Source organism: Flavobacterium sp. GQ95 (assembly GCF_059758655.1).
Genome location: NZ_JCAXEB010000002.1, coordinates 367,005 through 383,840, shown reverse-complemented (window position 1 = coordinate 383,840; position 16,836 = coordinate 367,005). Strand labels below are relative to the sequence as shown.

The following is a 16,836-nucleotide window of genomic DNA, read 5'->3' as shown; positions in this document are numbered from 1 at the left end:
ATTTATGCTGAAAATAAATTTTGAAGAGAAAAGAAGTTTTCTTTCTAAATATTAATATTATATAAAATGTGACCTTAAATTGTGTAACTCCGATCGCTGCATTTTGTATAATTTTATAAAATGAAGCATCAACATATTTTGGTAATCGATGATGATCCTGAAGATATAGAAATATTTTCAGAGGCCATCAATTCCTTTAATGAAAATATTACTATTACATCTTCTACCGATGCTTTGCTTGCCTTAGAAAATCTCAAAAAAGCAGAAAATTTACCTGATATTATTTTCCTTGATTTGCAAATGCCCCGTTTAACCGGTAAGGATTTTTTAGAAAAATTGAACGAAGATAGTACGCTCCAAAATATTCCGGTGGTAGTATTATCAGGGCAATCTGATGCGATTATAAAAGATACGTATCAAAAAATTGGTGCCAGAAATTATATCTGCAAACCAAATAGTTATAAAGAACTAGTTGAAGAACTTCGTGAGATACTTCAATCTTAGAAAGTGTAACCTGTATTCTCCAAATTGGCGTATGATCAGGCATCGAAAACTAAGCATACGCCACTGTATTGACCAGGAATAACAATAAAAACAGTGTCATTCCCGGAATTACTTTTTAAATTTTAATGATGTTATTTTATTAATTATTTCGCCAGAAAAAAGGTCAATAAGTCTTTCTGAACCTGAGCTGTGTTTTCCTGAACCAACCAGTGTCCTGAACCTGCTATTTTTGATTCGGTTACATTCTCTGCCACCAGTTTCGAGTGTTCTTTTAAGAACGCTGCTGCAAAATACTCTCCTCCCATCGCTAATAAAGGCATTTTAAGTTTCGTTTTCATGAAAATCAGATTGTCTTTTCCGTCCTGAGGAAAATTTCCAAACCATTTAAAACTTGATTTAGCTCCATCTTTAACAGCATACGCTCTAACAAATTCTGCCGTTTCTTCAGGAGTAAAAGGATCTTTTACGTGTCCAACCATTGGCCAGAAATTAGTCAAAAAATCTTTTTCTTTTCCCTTCACAATATCTCCGGATGCTGGCCATGCAAAAAATCCAAACCACCATGCCGAAGCTGAAACCTGTGACCAAACTGGTTCAATTCCGGGAAGCAGGGCATCCATCAGCGCCAACTTTTTAACTTCGCTGCCATATTGTGCTGCATAAGCATAGGCAACCATAAGTCCGATATCATGACCGGCCAAATTGATATTAGAATAACCGAGTTTTTTCACTAATTCATGAATATCGGTAGCCATCGTTTTTTTATCATATCCTGATTCGGGTTTGTCAGACTCGCCAACACCTCTTAAATCGGGTGCGATAACAGTAAAATGCTTCGAAAGTTCAGGAAGTAAGCGATTCCACATATACCAGTTTTGACCAAAACCGTGAACTAAAACAAGTGGATCTCCTTTTCCACCAATGACATAATGAATATTCACCCCGTTTACAAAAGCGGTGGCGTGTTTAAAATTAGCCGGAGGATCGGCAGGTTTAACTGTTGCCGAATCAGTTGTAACTTTTGCGTCGTCAACTGCTATCGGCTCTGCTTTTTTGTTACACGACACAAGCATAAAAAAACTAATTACTAAAAGACCTAAAAAAGCTCTTGTACTTTTCGATCTTGCATTTTGGTTGAGAATTGATTTCATAATTTTAGATTTAAAGTGGTTATTAATTATAATTGTGAATTGTGAGTTGTGAATTATTTTAGAAAAAAGAACAAAGAAGAAAGAAAATAGATTTTAGCGCAAACTCTTTACTCTTTACTCTTTACTCTTTACTCTTTACTCTTTACTCTTTACTCTTTACTCTTTACTCTTTACTCTTTACTCTTTACTCTTTACTCTTTACTCTTTACTCTTTACTCTTTACTCTTTACTCTTCTGAAGCCATTCCAAAATATAAACTGCGATTTCTTCCCAGCCGGGTTGTCCCAAAACAAAGTGGTTTCGGCCTGAAAAAAGTTTATAATCCGTCACCGAGTTTTTATCCGTATATTTTTTAAAATTCTGTTGATTTAATTGATGTGGAATCGTGTGATCATTATCTCCTGCAATGAATAATAATGGGCGGTGTGATTTAGCAAAATCTACTTTAGTCACGGAAGTAATGGTATCACGAACTACCCGTTTTGATTCCGGAATAGCCAATTGCTCGTAGGCACTTTTCTGTAAATCGAAAGACATATCGTTCGTAAAAGCATATTGCCATTGTGAAAAAGTCATTAAAAATGTCTTTTTTGTGGAAGTGAAGAATCCGAGTGGTCCCCAGCCTGCTTTCAAAAAGGAAAATTTAAACGATATAATGCCTTGTGGTGGTACAGAATGAATTGCAATTGCTGCTGCTGCTAATTCTTTTTGATTTAAAATCTGTGCAATTAATCCACCGATGGAATGGCCTATAATAATTGGTTTTTCAGGAAATGAACCGGCGATCTCTGCAAAATGCTCAATCAGTTGTTGCAGCCGAATCGTCGCTATTGCAGAATCCGGATGTTGTTGGCGAAGTTTTTCAGCTGTATCATTTTTATAAGGCCAGGGCGGAGCAAGTGTTTTGTATCCTTTATTTTCGTAAAAATCCCGCCAATCATCCCAGGATTCATTACTCACAAAAGCTCCCGTTATAAAAAGAATCGTTTTTGGGTTTTCGGTTTGCATAAAGTCGTTATTACATTGTTATACAAACGGCTAAGCCAGAATAATGCCTTTATATCAAATAACTAACAATCAGTGCTTTACAGCTGTTTTAAATAAAATAAAAAGCTATATATCGCTATCAGTCCTAAAACAAATACGATATGACACTAAAAAGAATTACTGAAAAATTAAACTTTTTTGAAATTCCGTTATCTTAAGAGTAAATTAAGATTGATTTTCTTCTGCAAATAAAATTGTCTTACTAATATTTATTTTTACATTTGCCTTATTTTTATTTATTCTAAATAGATCGCTTTAAAAGCCATTTTTTGAAGAAATAAAAACATAACCAAACTATTTTTAAAATTGTAAAATTCTAAATATGAAAAAGAAACTTTTCATTTCGATTGCATTAGTTGCTGCCTTATTTTCTAATGCTCAGCAAAAGAATACCTTATTAGAAGCAACTTTTTGGAAGACTACTCCAAATGTAGAAACTGTAAAAGCCGAAATAGCAAAAGGAAATAATCCGGCAGAAGCAAATGCAAATGCATTTGATGTTGTTGTTCTTGCCATTAATAATGATGCACCTAATGAAACTATTAAGTTTTTATTAGAGCAACCAGGTAATCCTGTTACTAAATCAACACATGATAATCGTATTTACCTGCATTGGGCATCCTATAAAGGAAATGTAGAAATGGTAGACCATCTTATCAAGAAAGGTTCAGATATTAATCTTGAAGACAGCCATGGTGCAACACCAGCCGACTTTGCTGCAATGAACGGACAAACGAATCCCGCTTTATATGAAGCTTTTTTTAAAGCAGGATTAAATCCGACGAAAAAATATAATGACGGTGCCAACTTATTATTACTTAGTATCGCGTTTGATAAAAACCTGACTCTTGCAGAATATTTCACAACAAAAGGAATGTCTCTTAAAGATGTTGACAACAATGGTAATACTGCCTTTAATTATGCTGCCAAAATTGGAAATATCGATTTACTGAAAAAGATAGCAGCAAAAGGAATTAAGTATAATGACAATGCATTATTCTTTGCAGCACAAGGAAGCCGAAGAGAAACTACTTCTTTAGAAGCTTATAAATATTTAGTTGAAGAATTAAAACTTAAACCAACAGCCGTAAACAAATCAGAAGAAAATATCCTGCACTTATTGGCAGCTAAACCAAATCAGGGAGAGATTGTTAAATATTTTTTGGGTAAAGGTGTTGATGCCAACAAAGTGGATAAAGAAGGAAATACGCCTCTTATCAAAGCAGCCGCATCAAGAGAAACTGCTGTTTTAGAACAATTATTAGCGGTTACAAAAAATGTAAATGCAAAAAACGCAAAAGGAGAATCGGCTCTGACAATTTCAGTAAAATCAGGAACTCCTGAAAATGTTGCGCTTCTTTTAAACAAAGGTGCCGATGTAAACGTTACGGATAAAGACGGTAATAATTTAGGCGTATATCTAATTCAATCGTATCGCCCGGAAGCATCAAAAGGACCAGATCCTTTAGAAGCAAAAATAAAATTAGTACAAGACAAAGGTTTAAACCTTGCTGCTGCTCAAAAAGATGGAAGTACATTATATCATTTAGCCGTCGTTAAAAATGATCTGACTTTGTTGAAAAAATTAGCCACTTTAAACATCGACGTGAATGCCAAAAACAAAGACGGAATGACTGCTTTGCATAAAGCTGCCATGATTTCTAAAGATGATTCAATTCTGAAATACTTATTATCAATTGGTGCAAAAAAAGACATCAATACAGAATTTGACGAAAGTGCCTACGCTCTTGCAAAAGAAAACGAGTCCTTAACAAGACAAAATGTATCAATTGACTTTTTAAAATAAACTTTAAAAAAGTTATGAATTATTAGTTTTGAGTTAGTAGTTGAAACTCAAAACTCATAATTTAAAACTCATAACTCATAATTTATAATTCTAAAACATGAAATCAATATTCAAAATAGCCTTAACTGCTTCATTAATCACTCTAGTTTCTTTTCAATCTGTTGCACAAAGCAAATACAAATGCATGCTTCAAATGGCGAATTATATGGGAGAAGGCGCTTATATCGTGGTTTCTCTTATTAATCCAAAAGGAGAATATGAAAAAACACTTTATGTTATGGGGGATGATAAAAAATGGTACAAATCATTGAAAGAATGGAATAAATTTCAGACTCAGAAACATGAGGATATTAGTGCAATCAGCGGAGCATCAGTTACTGGTGGCGATCGCAGTATTACCACTTTTGAAATTGAAGATTCTAAATTGAACAAAGGCTATAAATTAAGATTTGAATCGGCTGTTGAAGATCAAAAATACTATATAACTGATGCTGAAATTCCACTAACTACTGCTGGTCTTGCTGATAAAACAGATGGTAAAGGTTATATCAGATACGTAAGATTAAACAAAATTTAATACCTTACCTTTCTCATTTGCATTTGATTACCTTTTAGCTTACACTCCATGACTCTTTCTTTTTGGCGTTCCTCTCACCTGGCTTTGGCTTTGGTTTCTTCTTTATTTTTGATATTAGCAGCTGTAACGGGTATTATTCTGGCTGTTGATGCTGTGCAGGAAAAAACACTTCCGTACAAAATCGAAAATTTTGATACCATAACGCTGGGAGAAGCGTTGCCTGTCTTAAAAAAGAACTATTCTGAAATGACCGAATTAACTGTTGATTACAATCAGTTTGTAACACTACAGGCCATCGATCAGGACGGAAACGACATCAACGCTTATATTGATACCAAAACAGGAAAAAAGTTAGGAACTCCACTTAAAAAAAGTGAATTTATTCAGTGGATCACCAGCTTTCATCGTTCTTTATTTCTACATGAAGCGGGTCGCTTTTTTGTGGGTGTTATTTCCTTTTTACTATTTCTGATTGCTATTTCCGGATTTGTTCTGGTTTTGAAAAGACAAAAAGGCATTCGTAATTTCTTTTCAAAAGTTATAAAAGAATATTTTGCTCAATATTACCATGTGGTTTTAGGGCGATTGGCTTTAATTCCGATTCTCGTTATGGCGCTTACCGGAACCTATTTATCTCTGGAAAGGTTCAACTTTTTCATGGATAAAAAAGAGCATAAAGAAAAAACAGAAACTGTTGCACCAGCAAAAAAAACTGTAAATATTTTCAAGACCACACTTTTGGCCGATGTAAAAAAAATTGAATTTCCTTTTACAGATGATCCTGAAGAATATTATATCATTGAATTAAAAGACAGGGAAATTGAAGTAAATCAGGTTACGGGTGAAGTAATTAGCGAGAAACGATCTCCAATGACGGCTCAATTTGCTGATTTAAGTTTGGACCTCCATACCGGAAGAATTAACGCTATTTGGGCTTTAGTGCTGGCTCTTGCTTCATTAAACATTCTCTTTTTTATCTATTCCGGTTTTGCCATGACTTTAAAAAGAAGGTCAAGCCGAATCAAAAATAAATTCAAAGCCAGTGAAAGCAAATACATCTTATTGGCAGGTTCTGAAAACGGAAGTTCATTGCGATTCGCCAATGCGATTCAGAAACAATTGAATGCTGTTGGTGAAAAGGCTTTTTTAACAGAATTGAACAGTTACACGGTTTTTCCAAAAGCAGAACATATTATTGTTTTCTCTTCTACACACGGATTGGGCGACGCGCCTTCCAACGGAAGAAAATTCATATCCCTTTTACAGAAACACAAACAACAACAAAAAATCAATTTTTCTGTGGTTGGATTTGGTTCCACCGCTTATCCTGATTTTTGTGGTTTTGCCCGTGAAATTGATGCACTTTTAGAAAAGCAAAACTGGACAGAACGTCTTTTAGCATTGCAGACTGTCAATGATAAATCGGCTGTGGAATTTGTGGAATGGATTAAATTATGGAGTGCTAAAACCGGAATTCCATTGTCCACAACCCCTTCTCTTTATAATCACGCTCCAAAAGGTTTGCAGAAATTAATGGTTTTAGATAAAACGGCTATTTCTGAAACGGAACATACTTTTATCATTACCCTTAGAGCCAATATGAGAGCCAAATATACATCTGGTGACTTACTGGCTATTTATCCGGCCAATGATGCAAGAGAGCGCCTCTATTCTATCGGAAATCATTCCGGTAACATTCAATTGGTTGTTAAACTGCATCCAAACGGATTGGGTTCCGGCTTTTTGAATGAATTAAAACCCGGCAATGTCATCAAAGCAAGAATCATTAATAATCATGCTTTTCATTTACCAAAGAAAGTTTCTAAAGTGGCTTTCATTTCAAACGGAACCGGAATTGCGCCATTCCTTGGAATGATCGAGCAAAACAAGAAAAAGACTGAAACCCATTTGTACGCGGGCTTTAGAATGGAAACGGAAACGGTTTCAGGTTATAAAAAGTTTGCTTCAGAAATGATGCAGAAACAACATTTACAAAGCTTTCATTTGGCGTTATCCCGTGAAGAAAATCATTTTTATGTAATGGATTTAATCCAACGTGATGCTGAATTTTTTATTGATTTACTGGCTAATAACGGTGTCATCATGATTTGCGGATCATTGGCGATGCAAAAAGATGTTGAATCGACTCTTGATGCTTTATTAGTTGCGAAAAACAAACAACTAAGCGATTATAAAAACAAGGGTCAATTATTGACGGATTGTTATTAAATTTAAACATAACTGCGTAAAAGAAAGCTACGTAAATTTAAACACATAGAAACATAGCTTTTCAAGCCGCTTAAAAAAGGCATTTCATTTAACTAAAAACACATAGCTGTGTGAAAGAAATGCGCTTAAAAGAATCTAATTATTTTAGATACACAAAGCTATGTGTAAGAAACTAGTTTCTTTTAATACTCTTTTTCAACACATAAAGCCTATGTTTTCTATGTGTTGGAAATTAACAATAATAAATAATTATGCCCATTAAATACAAATTCCTTTTCAATTCATTCCTGTTTCTTTTCGTACTAGTTTGTAGTTTCAATGCTGAATCCCAAACGCTGCGAAAAAGAACCACTATGCTTATGGGAGGCCGGTTTGATATTTCAATTGTAGCACAAGATTCGGTAACAGCAGAAAAATCCATTGATGAAATTATTGCCGAAATCACAAGAATTGAAAACCTGATCTCCGACTGGAAACCAACTTCACAAGTTTCAGAAGTCAATCAGAATGCGGGAATTCGTCCTGTAAAAGTCGACAAAGAAGTTTTTGAACTGACAAAAAGAGCCTTGCATTTTTCTGAAATTACCAATGGTGCTTTCGATATCAGTTTTGCAGCCATGGATCGCATCTGGAAATTTGATGGTTCGATGACCGAAATGCCTTCGGCGGAAGCCATAAAAAAATCGGTAGAGAAAGTCGGTTACAAAAACATCATTTTAGACAGTACACAATCGACCATTTTCCTGAAATTAAAAGGAATGAAAATTGGATTTGGCGCTTTAGGCGAAGGATATGCTACTAACAAATGCAAAGATTTAATGCTTTCAAAAGGCATAAAAGCCGGAATCGTAAACGCAACCGGAGATATGACCGTTTGGGGAAAACAACCGAATGGCAAAGACTGGAACATTGGAATGACAAATCCTTTTCAGACCGATAAACTTTTTGCCGTTGTTCCGTTGCACGATGGTGCGGTGACCACTTCAGGGAGTTACGAAAAATATGTGATTTTAGATGGAAAGAGATATTCTCACATCATTAATCCAGCAACCGGATATCCGTCTACCGGACTTTGCAGTGTTTCTGTTTTTGGACCCAATGCCGAAACAGCCAATGGTTTTAGTACTTCCATCATGGTTTTAGGAAAAGAAGCCGGAATCAGCCTCATTAATCAATATCCGGAATACCGCTGGATTGTGATTACGGATAAAGGGAAAATTATTAAATCGAAGAATTTTAATAAGACTAAATTTCATCTGAAAAACTAGGTGTAAATTTAAACACATAGAGACATAGACTTTGTAACCGCTTAAAAAAGGCATTTCATTTGTCTAAAAACTCATAGCTATGTGTGAGAAACTAGTTTTCTTTCAATTTCCTTTTTTTAAACATAAAACCTATGTTCTCTATGTGTTTAATTTTTTCTCTCGCAGATTTAGCAGATTCGGCAGATTTTTAATTCTAAATTTTAATTCCTTAAAACACATAGCTATGTGTAAAAAACTAGTTTTTTAAAATTCCCTTTTTTTAAGCCCTAAAACCTATGTTTCTTTGTGTTTAAAATTTTTACGTCAGACATTAGTTTCAAAAAACAGCAACTTTTCATACTTTTATCAAAACATCCCGATTTAGTATGACAACAGATATTTTAGAAGTAAACGATTTTATTGTTTTAATTGAACAGTCTTACGCGACAAAAACAGTAGTAGAGAAATGCGAAATAGACGGAGACTCTATTGGTTTTGCTTTTTACGGTTCAGGCAATGTCGAATTGGAAATCAAACATAACAATCAAACGAAATATTTGACGAATACTACCGGTTTGGCGATTTGCTTTTTTGGAAATCAGAAAGTGGAATTTGCCCACAAAATCGAACCGGACAAACCTTTGCAGTCGATCAGTATTTTTGCCAAACTTAAATATCTTAATGCATTGCCTCCGGCCGAAAAAGAGATCTTCGAAAACCATCTTTCAGATTTGATGCATCCAAAAGAACATTTCGTCAAAGGCCCGGCATTTTATATGACGCTCGATATGCAAGTAGCCGTTCAGAAAATCTTCAATACGTCGTACACCGGCACTACCCGATTGTTGTTTTTAAAAAGTCAGGTCAACGAGCTTTTGGCTCATTTTTTTGCTTTGCTAACGACAGATAAAAAAGCGGATTTATCAGAATATGACAAAAACAAACTTTTTCATGCGAAGGAAATTGTAACCACACATTATTCTAAACCGCCATCGATTACCGAATTATCCAAGATGGTTGGCCTCAACAGTAATAAACTGAAAAAGAATTTTAAAGAGCTATTCGGAATCCCGGTTTTCAAATACATTCAGGAAGAGAGACTCCATAAAGCGTATGAATTGCTTCGTGACAGTGAAAAAACCGTACAGGAATCGGCTTGGGAAGTCGGTTACGAAAGTTTAAGTTCTTTCTCGAATGCTTTTTATACTAAATTCGGCACACGACCGAATGATGTCAAACAACAATTCTTTTCAAACAAATCTTAATTCTTTTCCGACAAATGATTTCGTTTTAATCGGCCCAATTTTGTATCAGTAATCACTTAAAAAAGATATTGATATGAAAACTACAAAAATTTTAGTTCTGGGAGCCAACGGGAAAACGGGACGCAGAGTATTGGAAAGATTAGAAGGTAATGCAAACGTTGAAGTTCGCGCGGGTTCACGAAATGCAACCATTCCTTTTGATTGGGAAAAACCCGAAACATGGCAAGCGGCGCTTCAGGATATAGATACCGTTTATATTAGTTATCAGCCTGATTTAGCCATTCCTTCAGCAACAACTGCTATTCAGCTTTTTAGTGGCTTAGCTACGCAAATGGGCGTTAAAAAAATGGTCTTACTTTCCGGAAGAGGCGAAAAAGAAGCTCAAATATGTGAAGAAATAGTGAAATCCAATGCCAAAAAATGGACCATTGTACGAGCAAGCTGGTTCAACCAAAACTTTAGCGAAAGCTTCTTTCTGGAACCAATACTAGCAGGTTACGTTGCATTACCAAGAGCCGAAGCATTAGAACCTTTTACAGATGCAGATGATATTGCCGATGTCATCGTTACTTCTCTTTTGGAAGACAAACACAACGGACAAACCTATGAACTGACCGGACCAAGATTATTAACTTTCAAGGAAGTTATTGCCGAAATTGCGAAAGCAACAGATAGAGAAATCGCCTTTCAGGATTTGACTTTAGAAGAATATATCCAGATGTTGAGGGAATATCAGGTTCCGGAAGACCATATCTGGCTTGTAAATTATTTATTTGAACAAGTTTTGGATGGCAGAAATTCATCCATTACTTCAGATATAGAAAAAGTGTTAGGGAGAAAAGCCAAAGATTTCTCCGCTTATGCTTTAGAAACGGCTAAAACGGGAGTGTGGAATCAGACTGTACCTCAAAACTAAATCCAAATGCTTTATCTGAGAGGAATAGTATCAGGATTATTCGTTTGGATCTGTGTTAGTTTATCTTTCTATATTTTAGAACATATTCCTTTAATCAAAGATTCTTTTTTAGCACAGGCTTTCATTGTCATGATTTGCATTTCATTGTATGCTTTTTTAGGAGCTCAGTTTTATTATAAAAAAGGATATCAAACAAACGGAATTATAACAGGAATTTTAATGTCCGGAACGGCTTTGTTATTGGATGTTTTGATCACAATACCTTTTGTAGAAATCCCAAACGGCAGAAGTTACCAAAGCTTTTTCAATAGTCCGGTTTTGTGGACTTTGGTCTTGATCACTGTTTTTACGGTTTATTTTTATTGGAAAAAGAACATCAAAATGTATTAAAAAAATACGCCAGAGTCCTTCTGGCGTATTTTGTTTTTCACTTAAAAATCCAAAGCAGCAATAATAAAATCAGGAAGGTTCTTTAAGTGGAGATTTAATCAGCCAAACCGCTTTCAATCCAAACATTATAATCACCGAAGGCAGATATAATTCATTGTTCAATAAAACACTTATACCTAAAATGTCAATATGGAGATAAGAATCGAGCATTCGCAGAAACAATCGACAACTGTTGATAATGAAAACTACTTTGATCAGACGATCTATCCCAATTGATTTTAAATACAAACCAGCAAGAATAACACTTCCTAATAATTGAGAAAGTCCTAACGGAAAATACAAAGCCCACCAAACCTGTTGAATCGACGTGACCGTTTTAATGATAGCTTCCCGATCTGCACTATTTGCAGTTGCATAAGTATCAACTAAATAACCCTGCACAAAAAACAATTCGATCGAACGGATAAACAGTTCCAGAAAACAAAAAATAAAAAAGCCTGAAAATGCGAGAATTCGCCAGCCTTTCTGTTGAGTGAAATCCTCAAAGCAAATCGTAAAGAATAAAAACAACAAACCAAACATGCTCAAAAGCATAAGCCACGACCTGTAAATATTGAGTTTGTTTCCTCCATTTTGGAAATCAATAATAACGTTTCCGATTTCGGGTACTTTTTCAAAAACCCACCATTGAAGTGTCTGAACCAGGATATAAATGAGGGCTATTATTGCGGCCGCCATTTTCATTCGACTACTTATTATCATATCATTTTACAATTAAAGTTACTACCTAATCCACTACTCTTTTTTATAAAATTATTTTAAAAATTAAGTGTAAACACAACAATAATAAGGCCTATTTTACTATTTATCGCTATCATTTTGGTTGCATATTATAATTTGAAACCTTTAATGCCCAAGACTTTTATCTTCATTGTTTATAAGTCAATACTTTTACTATAGAATCTTATTTCTTACAAATACAACTGTCCTCTTTGGGGCATATTTTTCTGTAGTAACAAGCTGCAGATTCGGGAAGTATCGTGGGTACCATTATGGATTGTTGGCAGTTAGCTCTTGAAGATGTTGGACCAGCTGGCGTAGAAAAGGAAAAGGCGGCAAATATCTTCTTCTGCCTCCCGTAAGAGATAAATCAATAATGACGCAAAATGCATCATTTTCAAGGAGAAAAGAGTACCTTTAAAGAACAAATAAACTACCATAACCTTCTGATAATAATATAATTAAAATTAAAAAAAGTATAATCTTTACTTCTCATGCGTTTTTAAATTTGTATATATTAATTTTTAAAAAGAAATGATATGAATATTTCAAATCATAAAAGCAACGTTGAAGACAGTTCCAGAACATCTGCTAAAAAAATGGAGAGTAAGCCGACTTCGGCCAGAAGTAATGAGAAGTCAAATATTGAGACCAGGAAATCAGTTCAGATGAATAAATATTAATATCCCATAAAACCTTTAGATTATGCCAAAAGAGATCAACGAAGATTTCGGTCTGGACGATCGCAATTTTCACCCGGAAGAACAATTAATCCATTCTGTCAGCAAGAAAAAGAGAAATAAAAGATTAAAACAGGACATAGAACCTCAACTCGACAAAGATCTTGATGACGCTTTAGAGGATGAACTTAAAGATTATTCAGATGAGGCTTTTGATAAAAAAGACAAATCTGATTCTTAATCAGAACTTTAGTATAACTATTTTAAATTGAAACATTATGCCAGGAAAAGATCCGGGTCCGCAAATTAAAGATAAGGACCAATACGAAGCACTGCGCGATAAAGGGTATAGTAAACAAAAATCTGCGCGAATAGCCAACAGTCAGGGAGCCGAAAAAAGAGGTGGTAAAGCAGGTGACTATGAAGACAGAACCAAACAGGATTTGTATCAGGAAGCTAAAAAAATGGGTATAAAAGGAAGATCCAACATGACAAAACAGGAACTATCTCATGCCCTGCGCAACAATTAAACCTGAAATTTTATTTCATACAAAAGCTCAATTTTTCGATTGAGCTTTTGTATTTTTAATTATCCTATTCAATAACAATGTTAACTGATCTTATCAATAAAAATCTTAAAGTTCTATTTTGTGGAATTAATCCCGGTTTAAAATCTGCTTTAGATGGATATCATTTTTCCGGACGAAGCAATCGTTTCTGGAAGGTGTTGTATCAATCAGGTTTTACGCCTTACCAAATTGAACCAATTAATGATGCAATTATATTAGAATTCGGATATGGACTTACTACTGCCGTCGAAAGAGCAACAGCTCGCGCAGATCAACTTTCAAAAGAAGAGTTTGATTATTCTTTAGAAACTTTTAGAAATAAAATGACAGAATACCAACCGAAGTATATTGCATTTCTAGGAAAGGCAGCCTACCAATCCTTTTCAGGAAAAAAGAAAGTTTTGTGGGGATTACAGCCGGAAGATTTTTGCGGTACAAAGGTCTGGATTCTGCCAAATCCCAGTGGTTTAAATCGGGGATTTAATCTGGAACAGCTTGTCATCGCTTATTCCGAATTCCACCAGTATATCGCCCAAAATAATTCTTAAAAAGAATATTTAAATTATGCACATTTTTACAACACATATAACTAATAAACAATAAATTAAAACTATTTAATTAAAGTTTAAAATTAATATAAAATTGAAATTACCACTATCCTATTATCTGAATCAGGACGTAATTTTCCTGGCCAAAGATTTGCTCGGAAAAGTGCTTTTCACTCAAATCGAAGGGCAAATTACAGCGGGCATAATCGTAGAAACCGAAGCCTACTTCGGCGAAATAGACAAGGCCTCTCATGCCTATGGCGGACGACGCACTAACCGAACAGAAATAATGTACAGCGAAGGCGGCGTTTCTTATGTGTATTTATGTTATGGCATTCATCATTTATTCAATGTCGTGACATCTGTTAAAAATGAACCACATGCTGTGTTAATACGAGCTATTGAGCCCCTGACAGGTACAGAAATAATGGAATCAAGACGAAATATGCCGGTCACTAAAAGTGCTATTTCATCTGGTCCGGGTTCTGCGGCTAAAGCTTTAGGAATTGACAACACTTTTAATCAAAAAGATTTAGGCGGAGAAGAAATCTGGGTGGAAGATCACGGCATTCGCTATGTAGAAAATGACATTGTCGCAACGCCGAGAGTTGGTGTCGCATATGCACAGGAAGATGCCTTTTTACCCTGGAGATTTTTTGTTAAAGGCAATAAATATGTAAGCAAACCTAATAAAATTTAAGTTTAAAAATGTCCTAAAGTATCACATTATAAAATACTACATATATATCAGAATAACAAAACAATAGTAAACTACTATTGATTTTACTTATGGTGCTTTTTTCAAATAAAAATGAAAAATAAGGACGTAAAAAACGAAAAAAATAAATACTTAGAAACAACATTTATTTACTCCTGTCCCTTCCCACTTTTCAAATTTTTCGCTCGCAATCTGCTTAAAAATTCAGGAGTGATTCCGAGATAAGAAGCGATATATTGTTGTGAAACGCGTTGGGATATTGTTGGGTAACGGGTGATAAATTCTACATACTGTTCCATCGCGGTTGAAGAAACGGTTCTGAACAATCGTTTTTGCAATTTGGACAAATGCCGCTGGATCATCAAACGAAACATTCGTTCTAATTGTGGTACTTCATTAATCAGATTTTCTTTAGCCTGACGGGTTAAAACCAAAAGTTCGCAGTCTTCCAGCGTTTCAATATACATATCACTTGGCACCTGATCTTCAAAACTGGTAATATCACTTACCCACCAATCTTCCATGGCAAACTGGAGCGTCAATTCGATTCCGTTGCGATCGACAAAATATTCTCTGATACAGCCTTTATTGATGTATGCTTCAAAATTACAGATTTCACCGGCGCTCAATAAAATGGTTTTCTTCGGAATCTTTCTAAGTTCAAGATGTTTCTCAAAGATTTTCACTTCTTCCTTAGAAAGACGGGCAGATCTGGAAAGGTAATCGTGAATTTGCTGAAACATTTTTATCTTTTTTTATCGATTGTGGCTTTATCAGGGGGTAAATATAAGAGGTTTTATTTACAATTATTTCTTGATCTAGTTTAAGAAATGAATTAATTAAATGATTGAATTTTGTTTTTTGCTGTAAGCTTTAGGCTGTAGGCAATAGGCTTTAGGCAGAAAAACAATAAACCATAAACTATGAAAGAACAAATTGCCCTGGCTTTATCAGCAATTGAAAAATTAATTCCGCAATACCTTCAAATAGACGAAGACAAACGAATTTCGAATGGAAATGTTGCCATTTGTATTATTGATGAAGATGGAGCTGTTTATGGTCGAATGTACGGCGAAGACAAACCTCGCCGAAGACAATCGTACAAAGTGGCATGGACAAAAGCGAGTCAGGTTTGGCTGACCGGAGTAAAAACAGGCGAATATGAAAAGTTGGTCTTCAACAATATCGTAGAAGAAAATGCGAACGGAATCGAAGCTCCCGATCTTATCGGCTGGCAAGGCGGACAACCGTTAACATTAAGCGACGGAACAAAATTATCAATCGGATTTAGCGGTTTCAGAGGCACAACCGATCTGGAAATAGTAGAAAAAGCATTTTCAAAGCTATAAGCTTTAAGCAATAAGCAATAGGCTCCAAAAAACTCATAACTCATAACTCATAATTAAAAAATGTCTTACCTACCAAATACAAATCGTTATCAAAAAATGGAATACCGCCGTTGTGGCAATAGCGGATTATTATTGCCTGCTCTTTCTTTGGGCTTGTGGCACAACTTTGGCGGAATTGATAATATCGCCAATGCCCGCGAAATTCTGCATACTGCTTTCGATAACGGCATTACCCATTTTGATCTTGCCAATAATTACGGGCCTCCTGCGGGTTCTGCTGAGATTACTTTTGGTGAATTATTCAAACACGACTTTAAATCTTATCGAGACGAGCTTTTAATTTCTACCAAAGCCGGATGGCCAATGTGGGACGGCCCATACGGCGATTGGGGATCCAAAAAACATTTAATTGCGAGTCTCGATCAAAGTCTGAAACGTATGGGGATTCCTTATGTGGATATATTTTATCATCACAGACCAGATCCGAATACGCCCATGGAAGAAACCATGGCGGCGTTAGATTTGATTGTACGCCAGGGAAAAGCACTTTATGTGGGTGTTTCGAGTTATAGTCCGGCTGAAACCGAAAAGGCATACCGCATCTTAAAAGAATTAGGAACGCCTTGTGTCATTCATCAGCCAAAATATTCTATGTTTGAACGTTCTGTTGAAGAGGGATTACTGGATGTTTTAGAAGTAAACGGAATTGGTGGAATCGCCTTCTCTCCTCTTGCACAAGGACTTTTGACCAATAAATATTTAAACGGTATTCCGGAGAATTCAAGAGCAAACGCGCATCGTGGAAATGGTGCTATAGAACAAGATGCTATTACACCTGAAAATATTGCCAAAGTCCGTCAATTGAATAAAATGGCTGAAGAACGAGGTCAGACATTGGCTCAAATGGCATTGTCATGGGTTTTGAAAGATAAACGAATTTCATCTGTAATCATCGGAGCTAGCAAACCGGAACAAGTAATCGATTCTGTTGGCTGTCTTCAGAACAGTACTTTTTCTGAACATGAATTGCAGCATATTAATCAGATTTTAAAATAAACT

At 35.3% G+C, this 16,836-nt stretch carries 19 protein-coding genes; 15 read left to right on the top strand and 4 right to left on the bottom strand.

Annotation, left to right across the window (positions count from 1 at the left end):
• Window positions 1–120 precede the first annotated feature (120 nt).
• The gene (locus AC6CH4_RS06350; protein ID WP_498101218.1) at window positions 121–504 is read left to right on the top strand and encodes a response regulator; all 384 of its coding nucleotides are present in this window, start codon (window positions 121–123) and stop codon (window positions 502–504) included.
• A gap of 143 nt (window positions 505–647) precedes the next feature.
• Here AC6CH4_RS06350 and AC6CH4_RS06345 read toward each other — a convergent pair whose 3' ends face one another.
• Both AC6CH4_RS06345 and AC6CH4_RS06340 read right to left on the bottom strand, forming a co-directional pair.
• Window positions 648–1,655, bottom strand: coding sequence for an alpha/beta fold hydrolase (locus AC6CH4_RS06345; protein ID WP_498101216.1), 1,008 nt, complete (start codon window positions 1,653–1,655; stop codon window positions 648–650).
• Window positions 1,656–1,874: 219 nt separating this feature from the next.
• The gene (locus tag AC6CH4_RS06340; protein WP_498101214.1) at window positions 1,875–2,663 is read right to left on the bottom strand and encodes an alpha/beta hydrolase; all 789 of its coding nucleotides are present in this window, start codon (window positions 2,661–2,663) and stop codon (window positions 1,875–1,877) included.
• Window positions 2,664–3,024: 361 nt separating this feature from the next.
• Here AC6CH4_RS06340 and AC6CH4_RS06335 point away from each other — a divergent pair, with 361 nt between their 5' ends.
• The 7 genes from AC6CH4_RS06335 to AC6CH4_RS06305 all read left to right on the top strand — a co-directional run bounded on the left by AC6CH4_RS06335 (window position 3,025) and on the right by AC6CH4_RS06305 (window position 11,133).
• Window positions 3,025–4,509 (top strand): ankyrin repeat domain-containing protein, encoded by a 1,485-nt coding sequence (locus tag AC6CH4_RS06335; RefSeq protein WP_498101212.1) that lies wholly within the window; start codon window positions 3,025–3,027, stop codon window positions 4,507–4,509.
• Between the two features lie 97 nt (window positions 4,510–4,606).
• Window positions 4,607–5,086 carry a DUF2271 domain-containing protein gene (locus AC6CH4_RS06330; protein WP_498101210.1) on the top strand — a complete coding sequence of 160 codons (480 nt, stop codon included), beginning with the start codon at window positions 4,607–4,609 and terminating at the stop codon, window positions 5,084–5,086.
• 48 nt (window positions 5,087–5,134) lie between these two features.
• Complete coding sequence (locus AC6CH4_RS06325; RefSeq protein WP_498101208.1) at window positions 5,135–7,315, top strand: PepSY domain-containing protein; 2,181 nt, start codon at window positions 5,135–5,137, stop codon at window positions 7,313–7,315.
• A gap of 251 nt (window positions 7,316–7,566) precedes the next feature.
• A complete protein-coding gene (locus AC6CH4_RS06320; protein WP_498101206.1) occupies window positions 7,567–8,583 on the top strand; it encodes an FAD:protein FMN transferase in 1,017 nt (338 codons plus the stop codon).
• A gap of 365 nt (window positions 8,584–8,948) precedes the next feature.
• Complete coding sequence (locus AC6CH4_RS06315) at window positions 8,949–9,827, top strand: helix-turn-helix domain-containing protein (RefSeq protein WP_498101204.1); 879 nt, start codon at window positions 8,949–8,951, stop codon at window positions 9,825–9,827.
• A 73-nt stretch (window positions 9,828–9,900) separates the two neighbouring features.
• Window positions 9,901–10,743: a Rossmann-fold NAD(P)-binding domain-containing protein gene (locus tag AC6CH4_RS06310; protein WP_498101202.1), complete on the top strand. Its 843-nt coding sequence runs from the start codon at window positions 9,901–9,903 to the stop codon at window positions 10,741–10,743.
• Window positions 10,744–10,749: 6 nt separating this feature from the next.
• Window positions 10,750–11,133, top strand: a complete 384-nt coding sequence (locus AC6CH4_RS06305) for a DUF5367 family protein (RefSeq protein ID WP_498101200.1) — start codon at window positions 10,750–10,752, stop codon at window positions 11,131–11,133.
• Between the two features lie 69 nt (window positions 11,134–11,202).
• On the opposite strand, the gene AC6CH4_RS06300 is transcribed toward AC6CH4_RS06305, so the two are convergent.
• The gene (locus tag AC6CH4_RS06300) at window positions 11,203–11,877 is read right to left on the bottom strand and encodes a hypothetical protein (RefSeq protein WP_498101198.1); all 675 of its coding nucleotides are present in this window, start codon (window positions 11,875–11,877) and stop codon (window positions 11,203–11,205) included.
• Window positions 11,878–12,452: 575 nt separating this feature from the next.
• Here AC6CH4_RS06300 and AC6CH4_RS06295 point away from each other — a divergent pair.
• The 5 genes from AC6CH4_RS06295 to AC6CH4_RS06275 all read left to right on the top strand — a co-directional run bounded on the left by AC6CH4_RS06295 (window position 12,453) and on the right by AC6CH4_RS06275 (window position 14,410).
• Window positions 12,453–12,596, top strand: a complete 144-nt coding sequence (locus tag AC6CH4_RS06295; protein WP_498101196.1) for a hypothetical protein — start codon at window positions 12,453–12,455, stop codon at window positions 12,594–12,596.
• Window positions 12,597–12,618: 22 nt separating this feature from the next.
• Window positions 12,619–12,834: a hypothetical protein gene (locus AC6CH4_RS06290; RefSeq protein ID WP_498101194.1), complete on the top strand. Its 216-nt coding sequence runs from the start codon at window positions 12,619–12,621 to the stop codon at window positions 12,832–12,834.
• Window positions 12,835–12,871: 37 nt separating this feature from the next.
• Window positions 12,872–13,123, top strand: a complete 252-nt coding sequence (locus AC6CH4_RS06285) for a DUF7218 family protein (protein WP_498101192.1) — start codon at window positions 12,872–12,874, stop codon at window positions 13,121–13,123.
• Between the two features lie 77 nt (window positions 13,124–13,200).
• Window positions 13,201–13,710 (top strand): G/U mismatch-specific DNA glycosylase, encoded by a 510-nt coding sequence (gene mug / locus AC6CH4_RS06280; RefSeq protein ID WP_498101190.1) that lies wholly within the window; start codon window positions 13,201–13,203, stop codon window positions 13,708–13,710.
• 94 nt (window positions 13,711–13,804) lie between these two features.
• A complete protein-coding gene (locus tag AC6CH4_RS06275; RefSeq protein WP_498101188.1) occupies window positions 13,805–14,410 on the top strand; it encodes a DNA-3-methyladenine glycosylase in 606 nt (201 codons plus the stop codon).
• Window positions 14,411–14,577: 167 nt separating this feature from the next.
• Here the strand turns inward: AC6CH4_RS06275 and AC6CH4_RS06270 are convergent, their stop codons facing one another.
• Window positions 14,578–15,171, bottom strand: coding sequence for a Crp/Fnr family transcriptional regulator (locus AC6CH4_RS06270; protein ID WP_498101186.1), 594 nt, complete (start codon window positions 15,169–15,171; stop codon window positions 14,578–14,580).
• Between the two features lie 180 nt (window positions 15,172–15,351).
• Between AC6CH4_RS06270 and AC6CH4_RS06265 the strand changes: the two genes are divergently transcribed.
• Together AC6CH4_RS06265 and mgrA are read left to right on the top strand one after the other, a co-directional pair.
• Window positions 15,352–15,777, top strand: coding sequence for a GlcG/HbpS family heme-binding protein (locus AC6CH4_RS06265; protein ID WP_498101184.1), 426 nt, complete (start codon window positions 15,352–15,354; stop codon window positions 15,775–15,777).
• Window positions 15,778–15,837: 60 nt separating this feature from the next.
• On the top strand, window positions 15,838–16,833 hold the full coding sequence (gene mgrA / locus AC6CH4_RS06260) for an L-glyceraldehyde 3-phosphate reductase (RefSeq protein ID WP_498101182.1): 996 nt from the start codon (window positions 15,838–15,840) through the stop codon (window positions 16,831–16,833).
• Window positions 16,834–16,836 lie beyond the last annotated feature (3 nt).